Origin of the sequence: Herbaspirillum robiniae (assembly GCF_002213415.1) — a bacterium.
Taxonomy (GTDB): domain Bacteria; phylum Pseudomonadota; class Gammaproteobacteria; order Burkholderiales; family Burkholderiaceae_D; genus Herbaspirillum; species Herbaspirillum robiniae.
This window is the reverse complement of sequence record NZ_NJGU01000005.1, coordinates 1-17,594: the sequence shown is the minus strand read 5'-3', so window position 1 is coordinate 17,594 and position 17,594 is coordinate 1. Positions and strand designations below refer to the sequence as shown.

Here is a 17,594-nt window from a genome sequence, read left to right as displayed (position 1 = left end):
GGCGCGACCGCGCCGCTTCCTGCGCCTGATCCTTACCTGCAGCTGATCCCATGTCCTTCACCGTCATCATTCCGGCGCGCCTGGCGTCGACGCGCCTGCCCAACAAGCCGCTGGCCGACCTGGGCGGCAAGCCGATGATCGTGCGCGTCGCCGAGCGCGCCGCGCTCTCGGGCGCCGCGCGCATCATCGTCGCCACCGATCATCACGACATCCATGAGGCCTGCCGCCAGCACGGCGTCGAGGTGGCGATGACGCGCGCCGACCATCCGTCGGGCACCGACCGCATCGCCGAAGTGGCCGCCTCGCTGGACCTGGCCGACGACGCGGTGGTGGTCAACGTGCAGGGCGACGAACCCCTGATCGATCCCGGCCTGATCGCTGCGACGGCCTCGCACATCAAGCCCGGCGTGCCGATGGCCACGGCCGCCCACGCCATCGAAAGCGCCGCCGACGCCTTCAATCCGAACGTGGTGAAGGTGGTGCTCAACAAGGACGGCTGCGCCATGTACTTCTCGCGCGCCACCATCCCCTGGCACCGCGACGCCTTCGCCAAAAGCCGCGACGCGTTGCCCGAGGCGCACGGTCCGGACCACGCCAACGACTACGCGCCGCTGCGCCACATCGGCCTGTACGCCTACAGCAATCATTTCCTGCAGTTGTACCCGACGCTGACGGCCTCGCCGGTGGAGCGCATCGAGGCGCTGGAGCAGCTCCGCGTGCTGTGGCACGGCCACTCGATCGCCGTGCACGTCACGTCGATGGTGCCGGAAGCGGGCGTGGATACCCCGGAAGACCTGTTGCGCGTGCGCAAGCATTTCGAGGCGCCGCCTGACAGCCCGCTGGTGAAGACCATTGCTTCGCTGTGACGCGGCCCTGATGTAAAGACCGATTCGTCTGATCCGGCGCAAGGCGCGCTGGAGCGGCTTTCTGTAAGTTTGCTGTCAACCTTGCGCGACACAATCGAAGGCCGGAGACTGCTTAAAAATCAGGCGTTTGTCATGGTTCAGTAAGATTTTGTGGTAAGTTTCGTCCAGAGCTGATGCAGACGGCGACCCAAAAAAGCTATACAAGCGCCCTGGTGGCCGGTTCCGACCGCCGCCCCATCGCAAAAGAATTCAAGCATTCATATTTCAGAAACCTCAATTTAGGAAACGACATGCGCCTCATCCTTCTAGGAGCGCCTGGTGCCGGTAAAGGCACGCAAGCCACTTTTATCAAGGAAAAATTCAACATCCCGCAAATCTCCACCGGCGACATGCTGCGTGCGGCAGTGGCTGCGGGCACCGAACTGGGCATCGCCGCCAAGAAGGTGATGGATGCAGGCGGACTGGTTTCTGACGACATCATCATCGGCCTGGTCAAGGATCGCCTGAAGCAGGACGATTGCGCCAACGGCTACCTGTTCGACGGTTTCCCGCGCACCACCCGCCAGGCTGACGCCATGAAGGAAGCCGGCGTGGCCATCGACTACGTGCTGGAAATCGACGTGCCCGACAGCGCCATCGTCGAGCGCATGAGCGGCCGCCGCGTGCACCCGGGTTCGGGTCGCACCTACCATGTCAAGTTCAACCCGCCCAAGGTCGAAGGCCGCGACGACGCCACCGGCGAAGCGCTGATCCAGCGCGACGACGACAAGGAAGAAACCGTCAAGAAGCGCCTGTCGGTCTATCACGACCAGACCGAAGTGCTGCTCAGCTACTACGGCGACTGGGCCAAGTCGGGCCAGCCCGGCGCGCCGAAGTATCGCAAGATCGCCGGCGTCGGACCGGTGGAAGAAATCAGGGATCGTGCATTTGCCGCCCTGGCGGAGTAAAGTAAAGCGGACTGCGGTCCGCTTTTTTTATGCCCGCGCGGCGGGCCGATATCGACAGGGACCGGATAGCAGGATACAGGCAGGAGGGTGACGCTATACACGGCCGCCCGGTTCATCGCGAACCGGACGGCGGCAGCCCGGGCAGCAACAGAAATCCAAGAAAAAGGGCGACGCAATTTGCAGGCGCAGTATCGGCCGCGGCGACGGTGGAAGGGTTCACCGGACGGCGCGGCGGATGTTCGTGATTGTTGATGAGTCGTGATAACAAGGAGACAAAGATGGCACTAGCCTTATGGTTCGCCATTGCCTGCGGCATCGTCGCAGTGCTCTATGGCCTCGTATCCCGCAGCTGGATTCTGAAGCAGGACCCCGGCAACGCCCGCATGCAGGAGATCGCGGGCGCGATCCAGCAGGGGGCCGCCGCCTACCTCGCGCGCCAGTACCGCACCATCGCCATGGTCGGGGTGGTGCTCCTGATCGTGATCGCATTGATTCCCGGGCTGGGCTGGCTGACCGCGGCCGGCTTCCTGCTGGGCGCGGTGCTGTCGGGCGCCTGCGGCTTCATCGGCATGAACGTCTCGGTGCGCGCCAACGTGCGCACCGCCCAGGCCGCCACGCGCGGCATGAACGAGGCGCTGGGCGTGGCTTTTCGCGGCGGGGCGATCACCGGCATGCTGGTGGTGGGCCTGGGGCTATTGGGCGTGACGCTGTTCTTCTGGTTCCTCTTCGGTTATGGCCAGGGGCGCGCCGCCAGCCTGCATGATGCGATCCAGCCGCTGATCGGGCTGGCCTTCGGCGCGTCGCTGATTTCCATCTTCGCCCGGCTGGGCGGCGGCATCTTCACCAAGGGCGCGGATGTGGGCGCGGACCTGGTGGGCAAGGTCGAGGCCGGCATCCCCGAGGATGATCCGCGCAACCCGGCGGTGATCGCCGACAACGTGGGCGACAACGTGGGCGACTGCGCCGGCATGGCGGCCGACCTGTTCGAGACCTACGTGGTCACGCTGGTGGCCACCATGCTGCTGGGCAGCCTGATGCTCAAGGGCCTGGAGACGCTGGCGGTGCTCTATCCGCTGGCGCTGGGCGGCGTCTCGATCCTGGCCTCCATCGTCGGCTGCTCGATGGTCAGGGCCAAGCCCGGCAAGAAGATCATGTCGGCCCTCTATACCGGGCTGTGGTGGTCGGCCGGGCTTTCGCTGATCGGCTTCGTGGTCGTCAGCTGGCTGATGCTGCCGCCCGAGTTGCGCGTGCCGCTGGTGGGCTCGGCGGTGGTCGGCATCGTGCTGACCGGCCTGATGGTCTACATCACCGAGTACTACACCGGCACCGACTTCAAGCCGGTGCGCCATATCGCGCAGGCGTCCACCACCGGCCACGGCACCAACATCATCGCCGGCCTGGGCGTGTCGATGAAGTCGACCGCCTATCCGGTGCTGGCGGTGTGCGCGGCCATCATCGCCTCCTACTGGCTGGCCGGGCTGTACGGCATCGCGATCGCGGCGACGTCGATGCTCTCCATGGCCGGCATCGTGGTGGCGCTGGACGCCTACGGACCGATCACCGACAACGCCGGCGGCATCGCCGAGATGTCCGGCCTGCCGGAGTCGGTGCGCGCCATCACCGATCCGCTGGACGCGGTGGGCAACACCACCAAGGCGGTGACCAAGGGCTATGCGATCGGTTCGGCCGGTCTGGCCTCGCTGGTGCTGTTCGCCGACTACACGCACGCGCTTGAAACGGTGGGCAAGACCGCCAGCTTCGACTTGTCCAGTCCGGCGGTGATCGTCGGCCTGTTCATCGGCGGCCTGATCCCCTACCTGTTCGGCGCGATGGCGATGGAAGCGGTGGGGCGCGCGGCCGGGGCGGTGGTGGTCGAGGTGCGGCGCCAGTTCAGCGAGATCAAGGGCATCATGGACGGCAGCGGCAAGCCCGAATACGACCGCGCCGTCGACATGCTGACCTCGTCGGCGATCCGCGAGATGATCCTGCCTTCGCTGCTGCCGGTGATCGTGCCGATCCTGGTCGGGATGCTGCTGGGCGCCTCGGCGCTGGGCGGGCTCCTGATGGGCACCATCGTCACCGGCCTGTTCGTGGCGATCTCGATGACCACCGGCGGCGGCGCCTGGGACAACGCCAAGAAGTACATCGAGGACGGCCATCACGGCGGCAAGGGTTCGGACGCGCACAAGGCCGCCGTCACCGGCGACACCGTGGGCGACCCGTACAAGGACACCGCCGGTCCCGCCGTCAACCCGCTGATCAAGATCATCAACATCGTGGCCTTGCTGCTGGTGCCGCTGCTGCCGGCGCTGCCGTCCTGAGCCACGCCTTCCTTGTGACGATTGTCGCCGCGCGGATAGTGTTGCGCGCGGCGGCATGCGCATAATCTCCCTGCCGCTTTCATGCGGCCGCATTGCCAGACACGGCAATCCGGCAAATAATAGGCGCCTATCCAACAGCCGGCGGGCAGCTGCATCGCCGTGCGCCATGGCGGCGATCCCGCCCGGCGCGCGAGGGCGTCGCCGGAACAACAAAGCAAGGAGACAGGATGCGCATCGAAGGAAATGTTTTCATCGTCACGGGCGCGGCATCGGGACTGGGCGCGGCCACCGCGCGCATGATCGCCGCCGCCGGCGGCAAGCCGGTACTGGCCGACCTGAACGAGGAGGCCGGCGGCAAGCTGGCGCAGGAGCTGGGCGGCGTATTCGTGCGCTGCGACGTCAGTTCGGAGGAAGACGCGCAGGCTGTCGCGCGCGCCGCGCAGGCGCTGGGAACGCTGCGCGGCCTGGTCAATTGCGCCGGCATCGCCCCGGCCGAGAAATTGATCGGCAAGAGCGGCCCGCACACCATGGCGCTGTTCATGAAGACGCTCAACATCAACCTGGTCGGCAGTTTCAACATGGCGCGTTTCGCCGCCGAGGCGATGGCCCGCACCGACCCCGCCGAAGAGGGCGAACGCGGCGTGATCATCAACACCGCATCGGTGGCGGCCTATGACGGCCAGATCGGGCAGACCGCCTATTCGGCCTCCAAGGGCGCCATCGTCGCCATGACCCTGCCGATGGCGCGCGACCTGTCGCGCACCGGCATCCGCGTGATGACCATCGCCCCCGGCATCTTCGAGACGCCGATGATGCTGGCCATGCCGCAGGAAGTGCTCGACTCGCTGGGCCAGGCCGTGCCGTTCCCGCCGCGCCTGGGCCGCGCGACCGAGTATGCCCAGCTGGCCCGGACCATCATCGAGAACGTCATGCTCAACGGCGAGACCATCCGCCTGGACGGCGCGATCCGGATGGCGCCGAAATAAGCCGGAGCGAAGCGGCGTGCGCGCAACTGCCGGGCGGCGGTTGTGCGCTGCATCTCAACATTTTTCGCCATTCTGCGAATGCTGCTGATAAGCTCTTGACATGGAGTCAACAGAGCAAAAAACAGGATTGATCCTGACGGGAGGGGGCGCCCGGGCCGCCTATCAAGTGGGCGTGCTCAACGCCTTGTCCTTCATTTTGCTTGAATCGGGCTGGCCGGTTCACCGCAATCCGTTTCCCATCATCTGCGGCACCTCGGCCGGCGCCATCAACGGCACCGCGTTGGCCTGCCGCGCCGACGATTTCGGCGAGGCGGTGCGCGAGCTGATGTCGGTCTGGGCCAACTTCAAGGTCGAGCAGGTCTACCGCGCCGACTCGCTGGGCGTGCTGCGTTCCGGGGCGCGCTGGCTGTCGCTGTTTTCCTTCGGCTGGCTGCTGCGCAAGTGGCGCGCCAACCCGCCCAATTCGCTGCTGGACAATACCCCGCTGGTGTCCATGCTGCACCGCCTGCTGGACCTGCCGCGGCTGGACGCCGCGCTGGCCGACGGCAACCTGCACGCGCTGGCGGTGACGGCCTCGTCGTACTCCAGCGGGCAGCACATGACCTTCTACCAGTGCATGGACGAGATCGAACCCTGGCGCCGCACCCAGCGCCTGGCGATCCGCGACCAGATCGGCATCGACCACCTGCTGGCCTCGTCGGCCATTCCGTTCATCTTTCCGGCCATTCCGCTGTACATCGACGGCCGCTGCGAATACTGCGGCGACGGCTCGATGCGCCAGATTGCACCGATCTCGCCGGCGATCCACCTGGGCGCCACCAAGGTGCTGGTGATCGGCGCCGGTCGCATGGGCGAGAAGGGCGAAGACGCGCCCACCAACACGCCGCAGTACCCGAGCCTGGCGCAGGTGGCCGGCCATGCCATGTCGGGCATCTTCCTCGACGGCCTGGCCGCCGACATCGAGCGCACCAACCGCGTCAACCAGACGCTCTCGGTGCTCAACGACGAGCAGCGCAAGCGCACCCCGTTAAAGCCGGTCCGCACGCTGGTGATTTCGCCCTCGGAGCGTATCGACAGCATCGCCAGCCGCCATGTGGACAGCCTGCCGCGTCCGATCCGCACCATGCTGGGCGGCATCGGCGCGACCGAGGCGCGCGGTTCGGCGCTGGCGTCCTATCTGCTGTTCGAGCAGAGCTTCACACGCGAGCTGATCGCCCTGGGCGAGGCCGATACCTACGCCAAGCGCAATGAAGTGCTGGCGTTTTTTGAACCGGAAACCGCCCAACTGCTCCAAGCCTGAGCTTTTCGCCCGCCGGGACATCGGCCGCGCCATCGCGACGCGGCCTTGTTCCCGGTCAATGCGCGAGGTGGTTCAACGGTTGCCTAGCTGAAAGCAAAACGTTAATCTACGATGTCGTATTGCTGAAAATTAATAAATTTGCAACCGTAAAAATGCGAGCCCGATTCATTTCCTCGATCTTCATGAAATATTGGCTGGTCCTGCTGACCGCCCTGATGCTGGCCGCGCCGGCGCATGCGCGCGGCCCCGAGCCCGGCCTCATCCCTGAGGTCACGATCGACCAGTTGCCGCGCGAAGCCCAGCAGACCATGGCGCTGATCCGCCAGGGCGGGCCTTTTCCCTACGACAAGGACGGCTCGGTTTTCGGCAACTATGAAGGGGTTTTACCCAGGCAAAAGCGCGGGTATTATCACGAATTCACGGTAAAAACCCCGCGTGCGCGCAACCGCGGGGCCCGCAGGATCATCAGCGGAGGAGATCCCAGGTCTTCCGGCGAATACTATTACACGAGCGACCATTACAAGACGTTTCGCCGGATTCGCGATTGACCGCGCCGACCGATTCCATGCAATACGGGCAAGGCGGGCGAGCCTTGCCTCCAGCCAGGGATGCAACCACTACCTCGTCAATGGATACTGAAGGGAGAATGAGTTTGTTTAAAACGGTGCCGCCAAATATTGTGCAGTCGATCCGCGCCTTCCGCGTGACCGAGTTGCAGGAAGAGGCCGCTCGTCTGGAGCAGCACTTTCTCTATGCCTATTGCGCCGAGGCGGTCACGAAACAGCAGGTGCTGGCGACCATCGCCACCGCCTTTCATTTTCCCCGGCATTTCGGCAAGAATTTCGACGCCCTGGCCGATTGTCTGACCGACCTGACGCACAAGTCCGGCAAGCAGCCGGGCTTCGTCGTGGTGCTGGAACAACTGCCCAATACGCAAAAATTCGACAAGGAAGCGCGCGAGACCTTGCTCGACGTCTTCCGCGACGCCGCTGATTACTGGGCCGAGAAGAAGATTCCATTCCGGGTGTTCTATTCCTTCCAGTAAATTTCCGTAAAAAATTCGGCCGGCCACTACGTTCCACATTGTGAAAAATGGCGGCGACAGGGCCGCCAGCAGGTACAATGCGCAAACCATGAGAAGCATTGTCATCCTGATTTCCGGACGCGGCAGCAATATGGAAGCCATCGTCCGCGCCGCACAGGGCGAGCAATGGCCCGCCAAGATTTCCGCCGTCATCAGTAACCGCGCCGACGCCAGCGGGCTGGAGTTCGCCGCCGCGCACGGCATTCCGACCGAGGTCATTCCCAATCGCGAATACGCCACGCGCGACCGGTTCGACGCCGCGCTGCGCGAGAAGATCGACGCCTACGCCCCCGACCTGGTGGTGCTGGCCGGTTTCATGCGTATCCTGACGGCGCCCTTCGTGGAGCATTACAAGGGGCGCATGCTGAACATCCATCCGTCGCTGCTGCCCAGCTTCCCGGGCCTGGCCACGCATCGCCAGGCGCTGGCCGCCGGCGTGAAGCTGCACGGCGCGACCGTGCATTTCGTCACGCCCGACCTCGACCACGGCCCGATCGTGGCGCAGGCCTGCGTGCCGGTGCAGGAGGATGACAGCGAGGAAGTCCTGGCCGAACGCGTGCTGGAGCAGGAGCATGTGATCTATCCCCGCGCCGTGCGCTGGTTCGTCGAGGGACGCCTGGCGCTGGACGGCGCACGCGTGCGCCTGGCGCCCGCTGCGGCCGAGGCCGTGGCAGCTGTGCCCGACGAAGCATCCGTCATCGCAATTTGAGCCGCGAGCGGCTTATCCATTTTTGAATCTGAAGGACCGAGCATGAGATTGCCACCCGCGATCATTCCCCATACCGAAGAACTGCTGCGCGAAGTGCTGCGCTTCACCGGCCCGGCCGACGTGACGCTGTCGCGCTACTTCCGCGAGAACCCGCGACTGGGTAGCCGCGAGCGCGGCGTCATCGCCGAAGCCGTGTACGGCCTGCTGCGCAACAAGTCGGTGCTGACCAATTTCGCCGAATCCGGCAACGGCCCGATGATGCGCCGCCTGGCCCTGCTGGGCTTGGCCGACGCCGTCGGACCGGACGCCATCGCCGGCCTGCAGGAAGGCGAGGCCGACTGGCTGGCGCGCGTGGCGCAGATCGACCGCACCCAGCTGCCGCCGCAGCTGCGCAGCAACCTGCCGCCCTGGCTGTATGAAAAGCTGGTGGCGCGCGTGGGCGAAGCCGGCACGCTGGAACTGGCCGACGCCATGAACCGCCCGGCGCCGCTGGACCTGCGCGTGAATGCCCTCAAGTCCGACCGCGACACCGTGATCGCCGAGCTGGCCAAGGCGCCGGTGGCCTGCGAGCCCACGCCGTATTCGCCGCTGGGCCTGCGCGTACTGAAGAAGCCGGCGCTGCAGAACCTGCCGCTGTTCAAGGACGGCGCCATCGAAGTGCAGGACGAAGGCAGCCAGCTGCTGGCCCAGGTGGTGGGCGCCAAGCGCGGCGAGATGGTGGTGGACTTCTGCGCCGGCGCCGGCGGCAAGACCCTGGCGCTGGGCGCGCTGATGCGCAACACCGGCCGCCTGTATGCCTTCGACGTTTCCGAAAAGCGCCTGGCCAAGCTCAAGCCGCGCCTGGCGCGCAGTGGCCTGTCCAACGTGCATCCGGTGGTGATCGCCCATGAGAACGACGCCAAGGTCAAGCGCCTGGCCGGCAAGATCGACCGCGTGCTGGTGGACGCGCCCTGCAGCGGCCTGGGCACCCTGCGCCGCAACCCCGACATGAAGTGGCGCCAGACCGTCGATACCCTGGCCGAGATGCGCGCCAAGCAGACCAGCATCCTGGCCAGCGCCGCGCGCCTGGTGCGCCCGGGCGGCCGCCTGGTGTACGGCACCTGCAGCATCCTCGAAGAAGAAAACGACGAAGTCATCGCCGACTTCCTGCAGTCGCATCCCGACTTCACGCTGCGCCCGATGCGCGACGTGCTGGCCGAGCAGAAGATCGAGCTGGATACCGGCGACTACCTGAAGCTGCTGCCGCACCAGCACCAGACCGATGGCTTCTTCGCCGCCGTGCTGGAGCGCCGCGCTTGATGCGGTTGAAGAACCGGCCGCACCGGTCGTACCGTTGGCTGCCGCTGGCTTGCCTGCTGGCGGCCTTTGCCGCGCAGGCCAAGGAATCGGCGCCGCCGGCGCTGGCCGCGCAGGGCACGGTGCAGGCCGCTTTCGCGCCCTGGGACGATGTCGAAGGCCTGATCATCGGACGCCTGGGCGAGGCGCGCAAGCAAGTGCTGGTGCAGGCCTACCTGCTGACCAGCCGGCCGATCACCGATGCGCTGGTGGCCGCGCGCAAGCGCGGCATCGACGTGCGCGTGCTGATGGACGGCGGCCAGCTGGACAAGAATTCCACCGAGCGGCTGCAGCAGCTGCGCGGCGCCGGCGTGCCGGTCTGGCTGGAGACCAAATATCGCAACGCCCACAACAAGGTGATCGTGATCGACGCCGGCCTGCCTTCGGCCGCGGTGATCACCGGCAGCTTCAATTTCACCTGGTCGGCGCAGCACAAGAACGCCGAGAACATCCTCGTGCTGGACAAGAACCCGCCGCTGGCCGCGCGCTATGCGGCCAATTGGCAACGCCATCGCGAAGACGCCGAGGCGGCGCCCTGAGCGGGATATGATTGCCGCCATTTAGTGACCCTGCCGGCCGCTCATGACCGACCATTTCTTTTCCCTGTTCACCGACTATCCGCCGCTGGCCATCCTGCGCCAGCTGATGGCGATCGCCGCCTGCGTGCTGGGCGGCATCGGCCTGTCGCGCTGGCTGCGCGGCATGTTCGTCATTACCGGCGACGAGCATCAGTCGTTCATGCAGATCGGCGTCAAGAGCTTCGCGCGCGTGCTCTCGCCGCTGCTGGCTCTGCTCCTGCTGACAGGCGCCTACTACGGCATGAAGCGCCTCGGCCATCCGGTGTCGCTGTGGGAGATCATCTTCCCGCTGGCGGTGGCCCAGGTGTCGATGCGCTTCGTGTTCTACGTGCTGCGCGGCATCTTCGTCAAGGACGCCACCGTGGGCGCCTTGCTGCACCTGTCGGAGAAGGTGATCGCGGTGCTGGTCTGGATCTGCGTGCTGCTGTGGATCGTCGGCCTGTGGCCGGATTTCGTCGACTACCTCGACGGCACCACGTTGCCGCTGGGCCGCCACAAGGTATCGCTGCTGACCGTGCTGCAGGCGGTGGCCTCGGTGCTGGTGACGCTGATCATCGCCCTGTGGATAGGCGCGGTGCTGGAAAACCGGCTGATGAAGTTCAGCAGCATGCATTCCTCGCTGCGTACCGTGGTGGCGCGCATGACCCGCGCGGTGCTGATCCTGGTCGCCTTCCTGGTCAGCCTGTCGCTGGTGGGCATCGACCTGACCGTCCTGTCGGTGTTCGGCGGCGCGCTGGGCGTGGGTATCGGCCTGGGCCTGCAGAAGATCGCCAGCAGCTATGTCTCAGGCTTCGTGATCCTGCTCGAGCGCAGCATGGTGATCGGTGACATGGTTGCGGTGGAGAAATATTTCGGCAAGGTCACCCAGATCAATACCCGCTACACGATCCTGGAGGGACTGGACGGCATCGAGTCGGTGTTGCCCAACGAATTGTTCGTTTCCAACCCGGTGCAGAATTATTCCTTGACGCACCGCATTGTACGTTTGTCCACACAGCTTACAATTCTGTATCAGGACGATGTTGAAACCGTCTTGTCTATCATGGAGCAGGCCGCACTTGGGGTGCAGCGGGTGTCGCAGCAGACCGCGCCGCAGGCCCTGCTGATCAAGATCGGCGCCGACGGCCTGGATCTGGAGCTGGGGTTCTGGATCACCGACCCGGAAAACGGGCGCCTCAACGTGATTTCCGATGTCAACCGGGCAATCTGGAAGGCGTTCAAGCAGCACGGCATACAGCTGGCCCATGCCAAGCGGGACATTCGCATCATGGATGAGCGCAGTTTCCGGCAATCAGTCCCTCAGGAAAATCCTGATCGCCCAAACGAGAATAATTCGCGTACAATGCGCGGTACTTAAAAGAAAATAAAAACATTTTCACGGAACAAGATAGTTTTTCCGATAGCTGTTTTCTATTTGGAGTAGTGATGACCTTAGATGCGATCCTCGACTTTGTTGCCAACGGCTTGCTGCACGCGAGCGGTTGGCAGATTGTCATTTACACATTGGTGATGACCCACATCACCATCGTGGGCGTGACACTCTACCTGCATCGTTGCCAGGCGCACCGCGCGCTCGAACTGCACGCGATCCCCAGCCACTTCTTCCGCCTGTGGCTGTGGATGACCACCGGCATGGTGACCAAGGAATGGGCCGCCATCCACCGCAAGCACCACGCCAAGTGCGAGACCGAAGAAGATCCGCACAGCCCGCAGACCCGCGGCATCAGCAAGGTGATGTGGCAGGGCGCCGAGCTCTACCGTGAAGAGTCCAAGAATGCCGAGACCATGGAGAAATTCGGTCACGGCACGCCCGACGACTGGCTGGAGCACAACATCTACAGCAAGTACGGCTGGCAGGGCGTGGGCATCATGCTGATCATCGACGTGCTGCTGTTCGGCGCCATCGGCCTGGCCGTGTGGGCGGTGCAGATGGCATGGATCCCGTTCTGGGCCGCCGGCGTGGTCAATGGCCTGGGCCACTTCTGGGGCTATCGCAACTACGACTGCAACGACGCCGCGACCAACCTGTTCCCGATCGGCATCATCATCGGCGGCGAAGAGATGCACAACAACCACCACACCTTCGGCACGTCGGCCAAGTTCTCGTCCAAGTGGTACGAGTTCGACATCGGCTGGATGTATATCCGCATCCTGGAAACCGTCGGCCTGGCCAAGGTGAAGAAGGTTGCCCCGGTGCCCAAGTTCGACAGCAAGAAGGCCGTCATCGACCTGGACACCCTGCAGTCCGTGATTTCCAACCGCTACGACGTGACCGCCAAGTATGCGCGCTCGGTCAAGGCCGCCTGGAAGGACGAACTGGATCATCTGATCGAAAAGGCCAAGCTGGAGTCGCGCTTCCTGAAGTCTTCCAAGAAGCTGCTGCAACGTGAGCCGGCCAAGCTGGAAGACGGCCAGAAGCAGCAACTCTCCGAGCTGTTCGCCCACAGCAAGGCGCTGCAGACCATGCACGAGATGCGCGTCGAACTGGGCGCCATCTGGGAGCGTTCGCACTCGACCCGCGAACAGCTGCTGCACCAGCTGCAAGACTGGTGCGCGCGCGCCGAGGCGTCGGGCATCAAGGCCCTGCGTGAGTTCGCACAGCGCCTGCGCAGCTACGCCTGATACCGGCCGCGTCAGTCCTAAATGCAAAACCCCCGCAGATGGAAATCTGCGGGGGTTTTGTGTTTCTGGGTTCCTGATGCGCTCGCCGGCTTTGGAGGTGGGGACGGGGCGAGCTTTTTCGTCCCGTCTCGATGGCGCCGGTTCGCGTCGGCGCGCCCCGCAGTTCGCGCCAGAACCACGCGAAGCGGGTGTCTCAGCCCCTGAGCTGGTCCAGTCCATGCATTGCGTTGCCCATCGCTTCGGCGCAGGCCGCAGCCCGCTGCCCCGCGCAATAGGCCTCTCTTTATTGGTTTGCCTTTTTTCAGGCAATAAAAAACCCCGCTTGAGCGGGGTTCTTCATCACCACCAAGAGAGGATCAATTACTTGATCTTGGTCTCTTTGTATTCGACGTGCTTACGTGCCTTGGGATCGAACTTCATGATGCTGATCTTTTCGGGCGTAGTACGCTTGTTCTTGGTGGTGGTGTAGAAGTGACCGGTACCTGCAGTCGACTCCAGTTTGATTTTGTCGCGGCCGGATTTCGCCATGATAGATTTCCTTTACTCTGCTAATTAGACTTTTTCGCCACGAGCACGCAGATCGGCCAGAACGGCATCGATGCCGATCTTGTCGATCACGCGCAGGCCGGCGTTGGACAAACGCAGCGAAACCCAGCGGTTCTCGGACTCGACGAAAATGCGGCGGTTCTGCAGGTTGGGCAGGAAGCGACGCTTGGTCTTGTTGTTTGCATGGGAAACGTTGTTGCCGACCATCGGCCCCTTCCCGGTGACTTGGCAGACACGTGCCATGTTAGTACTCCTTAAAAATTTCCGAATTTGGGAAAAACGAGAGTATAGGGAAAAAACATTGATTTTTCAATGACTTGCGAAAAACAATCGTGTCGTTTAATTGTTTCTTTATTTAACAATTTGATTCCGTCCCCGCATCCGATATCTCCGAACCAGCCCCGGATCCCGCAGCCATGCGGGTTTGCGGGCATGAATGGTTGGCGCAATTCACATCTGACCGTGTTCGGCGAAGGAGTGCGTGCGTGTCCCGGCCACCACGAAATGGTCCAGCACCCGCACTTCGACCAGTCCCAGCGCCTGTATCAGTATCCTGGTGAGTTCCACGTCAGCCTGGCTGGGACGGGGATCGCCGGACGGGTGATTATGGGCCAGGATCACCGCCGCCGCGTTGTGGCCCAGCGCCGCCTTCACCACCTCGCGCGGGTAGACGCTGGCCTGGGACAGCGTGCCGCGCGACAGCTCCTCGGTGGCTATCAGGTGGTTGCGCACGTCCAGGAACAGCACCACGAAGCATTCATGCGCCTTGTTCTTGAACAGCAGCTTCAGGTACTGGCCGACCGCCTGCGTCGAGTTCAGCAGGGCGCCGTCTTCCAGTTCCTCGCCCAGCGCGCGCTTAGCCAGCTCCAGCACGGCCTGCAGCTGGGCGTACTTGGCCGGCCCCAGGCCGTTGATCAGCGAGAATTCGCGCAGCCCGGCGGCAAACAGCGCGCCCAGCGAGCCGAAACGCAGCAGCATCTCGCGCGCCAGGTCCACCGCGCTTTTGCCCGCCACGCCCACGCGCAGGAATACCGCCAGCAACTCGGCGTCGGACAGCGCCGCCGCCCCCTGGCGTATCAGGCGCTCGCGCGGGCGCTGGTCTTCCGGCCAATCTGTTATTGCCATGTCGTCATCGGGATGGAAAAAGAAGAGGGGAGCTTGGGCCGGACCGGAAAATCCCGCCGGAGCCGCCGGGCGAAAGCCCCGCGCCAATCCGGCGGGGCGGCGCGGCGGCCAAACGTGGCTTATGCCTTACAATAGCGGGTTCTTGTGCATCTCTGATTTCCTTTCATGTCCAGCCCATCCGTCCCCGTCGTCACCGACAACGCCTACCTCACCCTGCATTACCGCCTGGCCTCGCTGGACGGGGAAGACATCGTCAGCACCTTCAACGAGAACCCGGCCACGCTGCAGTTTGGCCAGGGCCAGCTGGCGCCGTTCCTGGAAGCCTGCCTGCTGGGCCTGCCGGAGGGCGCCCACCAGACCTTCGAGCTGTCGCCGGAAAAAGCCTTCGGCGAGCGCAGCGATGAGCTGGTCCAGCGCATCTCGCGCGCCACGCTGGAAGAAAACTCGTCCATGGACGAGGATTACCGCGTGGGCGACCTGGTCGATTTCGCCGCGCCGGGCGGCGGCCGTTTTGCCGGTATCCTGCGTGCGATCGACGATGATGGGGCCATCTTCGATTTCAATCATCCTTTGGCCGGCCAGACGCTGAAGTTTGAAGTGAAAATCATTGGAATTCTGTGAGCCGACCAAACATCGGCTAAGAGTCGCTAGACAGTTTTGAGCTAAGGAATAGCCACCATGGATAAAGCAGAATCCGAAATCCTGCTCGCCCAGCCGCGCGGTTTTTGCGCCGGCGTCGACCGCGCCATCGAAATCGTCGAGCGCGCGCTGCAGCAGTTCGGCGCGCCCATCTATGTGCGCCATGAGATCGTGCACAACGCCTACGTGGTCAGCGACCTGCGCGCCAAGGGCGCCATCTTCATCGAAGAGCTGGCCGACGTCCCGGCCGGCAACACCGTGATCTTCTCCGCCCACGGCGTCTCCAAGGCGATCCAGGCGGAAGCCGCCGAGCGCGGCCTGACCGTGTTCGACGCCACCTGCCCGCTGGTCACCAAGGTCCACATGGAAGTGGCCAAGATGCGCCGCGAGGGTCGCGAGATCATCATGATCGGCCACGCCGGCCACCCCGAGGTGGAAGGCACCATGGGCCAGACCGAAGCGGGCATGCACCTGGTGGAAACGGTGGACGACGTGCAGAAGCTGCAGGTCGCCGATCCCGAACTGCTGGCCTACGTCTCGCAGACCACGCTGTCGGTGGACGACACCGCAGAGATCATCGCCGCGCTGCGCGAGCGCTTCCCGGCGATCTCCGAGCCCAAGAAGGGCGACATCTGCTACGCCACCACCAACCGCCAGGAAGCGGTCAAGTTCATGGCGCCGCAGGTCGACGTCGTGATCGTGGTCGGCAGCCCCAACAGCTCCAACTCCAATCGCCTGCGCGAGCTGGCCGAGAAGAAGGGCGTGCCCGCCTTCATGGTCGACAACGCCGCGCTGATCCAGCCGGAGTGGGTGGCCGGCCGGCAGCGCATCGGCGTCACCGCCGGCGCATCGGCGCCCGAGGTGCTGGTGCAGGCCGTGATCGACCGCCTGAAGGAAATCGGTTCGCGCAGCGTGCGCGTGCTCGACGGCATCGAGGAAAACGTCACCTTCCCGCTGCCCAAGGGCCTGGGCGCGCGTATCGCGCCCGCCGTGGAAGGCGCCTGAGCGCGCAAGGGCATCATCGACCGACCCGCCGCTGGTCGGGAGGCACGGAAAAAGGCTTGCTGATGCAAGCCTTTTTCATTTTGGCAAAGTTTCCTGCATAAAATCGATGTAATTGACTGGTCTTACCGCAATTTCTTATGTAACAGCACCGATTTTTGGGTGGATTGTGTTCGCGTTCTGCGTATAATTCCGCACCAATATTGACGCGCCACCCAAAAGGCAGGCGCGCACAAGCCCTCTTCAAGCGGGGCGCGGCGCCGCAGACACGGCGTAACAGGAGACAGGGAGACCCCACCATGCATATCCATATGCCCGCCGGCATGCGCCGGCACATCCGGCATGCCAGCCTGAAACGCCTCTGCCGCATCCGCGGCGACAGCGGTTGAACCGCTTCCCCCTCATGCATCAACGATCCCGGACCGCGGGCAATGGCCGGCGCCGTCTTTTTATGAAGGCCGGGACAGCCATCCCGGCCGGCGGGAACGAATTTTGCTCATCCGCATGCTTTTGCGAAGCGCCGGCAAACCGGCCGGCGATCGCGTTTTTCGTCATTTCAGATTGAAGAGTTATTCATGGACATTTTCATCCAGCAGATCATCAACGGATTGGTGCTAGGCAGCATGTATGCGCTGATCGCGTTGGGTTACACGATGGTGTACGGGGTGCTGAACCTGATCAACTTCGCGCACGGGGACATTTTGATGGTGGGTGCGATGGTGGGTTTGTCGCTGCTCAAACTGGTGCAGAACGTGGCGCCGCAGTTGCCCGGCATCGTGCAGCTGATCATCGCCATCGTGGGCGCGATCCCGGTGTGCATCGTGGTCAGCCTGGTGATCGAGCGGGTGGCGTACCGGCCGCTGCGCAACGCGCCGCGCCTGGCGCCGCTGATCACGGCCATCGGCGTGTCGATCCTGTTGCAGACCATCGCCATGATGATCTGGGGCCGCAGCCCGCTGCCGTTCCCGCAGGTGATGCCGTCCAACCCGGTGCATATCGCCGGCGCTTTGATCTCGCCCACGCAGATCATGCTGCTGGTGCTGGCGGTGCTGGCCATGCTGGGCCTGGTGCTGATCGTGGAGAAGACCAAGATGGGCCGCGCCATGCGCGCCACCGCCGAGAACCCGCGCATTGCGGGTTTGATGGGGGTGGATTCGAACAAGGTGATCGTGGTGACGTTCGCCATCGGCGCGGGCCTGGCGGCCATTGCCGGCGTGATGTGGGCGGCGAACTACTCGACCGCGCAGTTCGCGATGGGCTTCGTGCCGGGCCTGAAGGCCTTCTCGGCGGCGGTGCTGGGCGGCATCGGCAACATCTACGGGGCCATGCTGGGCGGTATCCTGCTGGGCCTGATCGAGAGCCTGGGCGCCGGTTACATCGGCGACCTGACGGGCGATTTCCTGGGCAGCAACTATCAGGACATCTTCGCCTTCATCGTGCTGATCATCGTCCTCACGTTGCGCCCGTCCGGCATCATGGGTGAACGAGTAGCCGACCGCGCTTAAGCCTCAATCAACATTACACAGAAGAGAAG

At 64.0% G+C, this 17,594-nt stretch carries 18 protein-coding genes; 15 read left to right on the top strand and 3 right to left on the bottom strand.

Annotated elements, in window-relative coordinates:
* Window positions 1–50: 50 nt before the first annotated feature.
* The 12 genes from kdsB (at window position 51) to CEJ42_RS09400 (ending at window position 12,748) form a co-directional block, all read left to right on the top strand.
* Window positions 51–866, top strand: coding sequence for a 3-deoxy-manno-octulosonate cytidylyltransferase (gene kdsB, locus CEJ42_RS09455; RefSeq protein ID WP_079216201.1), 816 nt, complete (start codon window positions 51–53; stop codon window positions 864–866).
* A gap of 290 nt (window positions 867–1,156) precedes the next feature.
* On the top strand, window positions 1,157–1,813 hold the full coding sequence (adk, locus tag CEJ42_RS09450; RefSeq protein WP_079216199.1) for an adenylate kinase: 657 nt from the start codon (window positions 1,157–1,159) through the stop codon (window positions 1,811–1,813).
* A 278-nt stretch (window positions 1,814–2,091) separates the two neighbouring features.
* Complete coding sequence (locus CEJ42_RS09445; RefSeq protein WP_079216197.1) at window positions 2,092–4,134, top strand: sodium-translocating pyrophosphatase; 2,043 nt, start codon at window positions 2,092–2,094, stop codon at window positions 4,132–4,134.
* 227 nt (window positions 4,135–4,361) lie between these two features.
* Window positions 4,362–5,120, top strand: a complete 759-nt coding sequence (locus tag CEJ42_RS09440) for an SDR family NAD(P)-dependent oxidoreductase (RefSeq protein WP_088750778.1) — start codon at window positions 4,362–4,364, stop codon at window positions 5,118–5,120.
* Between the two features lie 100 nt (window positions 5,121–5,220).
* Window positions 5,221–6,420 carry a patatin-like phospholipase family protein gene (locus CEJ42_RS09435; protein ID WP_088750777.1) on the top strand — a complete coding sequence of 400 codons (1,200 nt, stop codon included), beginning with the start codon at window positions 5,221–5,223 and terminating at the stop codon, window positions 6,418–6,420.
* A gap of 152 nt (window positions 6,421–6,572) precedes the next feature.
* A complete protein-coding gene (locus tag CEJ42_RS09430) occupies window positions 6,573–6,968 on the top strand; it encodes a guanyl-specific ribonuclease (protein WP_079216190.1) in 396 nt (131 codons plus the stop codon).
* Window positions 6,969–6,985: 17 nt separating this feature from the next.
* Window positions 6,986–7,465 carry a barstar family protein gene (locus CEJ42_RS09425; protein WP_420840753.1) on the top strand — a complete coding sequence of 160 codons (480 nt, stop codon included), beginning with the start codon at window positions 6,986–6,988 and terminating at the stop codon, window positions 7,463–7,465.
* A gap of 88 nt (window positions 7,466–7,553) precedes the next feature.
* Window positions 7,554–8,213, top strand: coding sequence for a phosphoribosylglycinamide formyltransferase (purN, locus tag CEJ42_RS09420; RefSeq protein WP_175354838.1), 660 nt, complete (start codon window positions 7,554–7,556; stop codon window positions 8,211–8,213).
* Between the two features lie 42 nt (window positions 8,214–8,255).
* Window positions 8,256–9,512, top strand: coding sequence for an RsmB/NOP family class I SAM-dependent RNA methyltransferase (locus tag CEJ42_RS09415; protein ID WP_079216184.1), 1,257 nt, complete (start codon window positions 8,256–8,258; stop codon window positions 9,510–9,512).
* Window positions 9,512–10,087 (top strand): phospholipase D family nuclease, encoded by a 576-nt coding sequence (locus CEJ42_RS09410; RefSeq protein ID WP_088750773.1) that lies wholly within the window; start codon window positions 9,512–9,514, stop codon window positions 10,085–10,087. The genes CEJ42_RS09415 and CEJ42_RS09410 overlap by 1 nt, the downstream gene beginning before the upstream one ends.
* 43 nt (window positions 10,088–10,130) lie before the next feature.
* Window positions 10,131–11,483, top strand: a complete 1,353-nt coding sequence (locus CEJ42_RS09405; RefSeq protein WP_079216182.1) for a mechanosensitive ion channel family protein — start codon at window positions 10,131–10,133, stop codon at window positions 11,481–11,483.
* Between the two features lie 68 nt (window positions 11,484–11,551).
* Window positions 11,552–12,748: a DesA family fatty acid desaturase gene (locus CEJ42_RS09400; protein WP_079216181.1), complete on the top strand. Its 1,197-nt coding sequence runs from the start codon at window positions 11,552–11,554 to the stop codon at window positions 12,746–12,748.
* A gap of 360 nt (window positions 12,749–13,108) precedes the next feature.
* On the opposite strand, the gene rpmG is transcribed toward CEJ42_RS09400, so the two are convergent.
* The 3 genes from rpmG to radC form a co-directional block, all read right to left on the bottom strand.
* Window positions 13,109–13,276, bottom strand: a complete 168-nt coding sequence (gene rpmG, locus CEJ42_RS09395; RefSeq protein WP_006463731.1) for a 50S ribosomal protein L33 — start codon at window positions 13,274–13,276, stop codon at window positions 13,109–13,111.
* A gap of 24 nt (window positions 13,277–13,300) precedes the next feature.
* Window positions 13,301–13,537, bottom strand: a complete 237-nt coding sequence (rpmB, locus tag CEJ42_RS09390; RefSeq protein ID WP_006463730.1) for a 50S ribosomal protein L28 — start codon at window positions 13,535–13,537, stop codon at window positions 13,301–13,303.
* Between the two features lie 207 nt (window positions 13,538–13,744).
* Window positions 13,745–14,419 (bottom strand): RadC family protein, encoded by a 675-nt coding sequence (radC, locus tag CEJ42_RS09385; protein WP_079216180.1) that lies wholly within the window; start codon window positions 14,417–14,419, stop codon window positions 13,745–13,747.
* A 165-nt stretch (window positions 14,420–14,584) separates the two neighbouring features.
* Here radC and CEJ42_RS09380 point away from each other — a divergent pair, with 165 nt between their 5' ends.
* The 3 genes from CEJ42_RS09380 (at window position 14,585) to CEJ42_RS09370 (ending at window position 17,565) form a co-directional block, all read left to right on the top strand.
* Window positions 14,585–15,040 carry an FKBP-type peptidyl-prolyl cis-trans isomerase gene (locus CEJ42_RS09380; RefSeq protein ID WP_079216179.1) on the top strand — a complete coding sequence of 152 codons (456 nt, stop codon included), beginning with the start codon at window positions 14,585–14,587 and terminating at the stop codon, window positions 15,038–15,040.
* A 57-nt stretch (window positions 15,041–15,097) separates the two neighbouring features.
* A complete protein-coding gene (ispH, locus tag CEJ42_RS09375; protein WP_079216178.1) occupies window positions 15,098–16,063 on the top strand; it encodes a 4-hydroxy-3-methylbut-2-enyl diphosphate reductase in 966 nt (321 codons plus the stop codon).
* A gap of 572 nt (window positions 16,064–16,635) precedes the next feature.
* Window positions 16,636–17,565, top strand: a complete 930-nt coding sequence (locus CEJ42_RS09370; protein WP_079216177.1) for a branched-chain amino acid ABC transporter permease — start codon at window positions 16,636–16,638, stop codon at window positions 17,563–17,565.
* The last annotated feature ends 29 nt before the right edge of the window (window positions 17,566–17,594 follow it).

Excerpts from the sequence above, each read along its gene's own strand:
- rpmB (WP_006463730.1), bottom strand. The coding sequence starts at position 13,537 with ATGGCACGTGTCTGCCAAGTCACCGGGAAGGGGCCGATGGTCGGCAAC.
- CEJ42_RS09405 (WP_079216182.1), top strand. The coding sequence starts at position 10,131 with ATGACCGACCATTTCTTTTCCCTGTTCACCGACTATCCGCCGCTGGCC.
- purN (WP_175354838.1), top strand. The coding sequence starts at position 7,554 with ATGAGAAGCATTGTCATCCTGATTTCCGGACGCGGCAGCAATATGGAA.
- CEJ42_RS09440 (WP_088750778.1), top strand. The coding sequence starts at position 4,362 with ATGCGCATCGAAGGAAATGTTTTCATCGTCACGGGCGCGGCATCGGGA.
- CEJ42_RS09435 (WP_088750777.1), top strand. The coding sequence starts at position 5,221 with ATGGAGTCAACAGAGCAAAAAACAGGATTGATCCTGACGGGAGGGGGC.
- kdsB (WP_079216201.1), top strand. The coding sequence starts at position 51 with ATGTCCTTCACCGTCATCATTCCGGCGCGCCTGGCGTCGACGCGCCTG.
- radC (WP_079216180.1), bottom strand. The coding sequence starts at position 14,419 with ATGGCAATAACAGATTGGCCGGAAGACCAGCGCCCGCGCGAGCGCCTG.
- CEJ42_RS09400 (WP_079216181.1), top strand. The coding sequence starts at position 11,552 with ATGACCTTAGATGCGATCCTCGACTTTGTTGCCAACGGCTTGCTGCAC.
- CEJ42_RS09415 (WP_079216184.1), top strand. The coding sequence starts at position 8,256 with ATGAGATTGCCACCCGCGATCATTCCCCATACCGAAGAACTGCTGCGC.
- CEJ42_RS09370 (WP_079216177.1), top strand. The coding sequence starts at position 16,636 with ATGGACATTTTCATCCAGCAGATCATCAACGGATTGGTGCTAGGCAGC.
- CEJ42_RS09380 (WP_079216179.1), top strand. The coding sequence starts at position 14,585 with ATGTCCAGCCCATCCGTCCCCGTCGTCACCGACAACGCCTACCTCACC.
- CEJ42_RS09445 (WP_079216197.1), top strand. The coding sequence starts at position 2,092 with ATGGCACTAGCCTTATGGTTCGCCATTGCCTGCGGCATCGTCGCAGTG.
- adk (WP_079216199.1), top strand. The coding sequence starts at position 1,157 with ATGCGCCTCATCCTTCTAGGAGCGCCTGGTGCCGGTAAAGGCACGCAA.
- CEJ42_RS09430 (WP_079216190.1), top strand. The coding sequence starts at position 6,573 with ATGCGAGCCCGATTCATTTCCTCGATCTTCATGAAATATTGGCTGGTC.
- CEJ42_RS09410 (WP_088750773.1), top strand. The coding sequence starts at position 9,512 with ATGCGGTTGAAGAACCGGCCGCACCGGTCGTACCGTTGGCTGCCGCTG.
- CEJ42_RS09425 (WP_420840753.1), top strand. The coding sequence starts at position 6,986 with ATGCAATACGGGCAAGGCGGGCGAGCCTTGCCTCCAGCCAGGGATGCA.
- ispH (WP_079216178.1), top strand. The coding sequence starts at position 15,098 with ATGGATAAAGCAGAATCCGAAATCCTGCTCGCCCAGCCGCGCGGTTTT.
- rpmG (WP_006463731.1), bottom strand. The coding sequence starts at position 13,276 with ATGGCGAAATCCGGCCGCGACAAAATCAAACTGGAGTCGACTGCAGGT.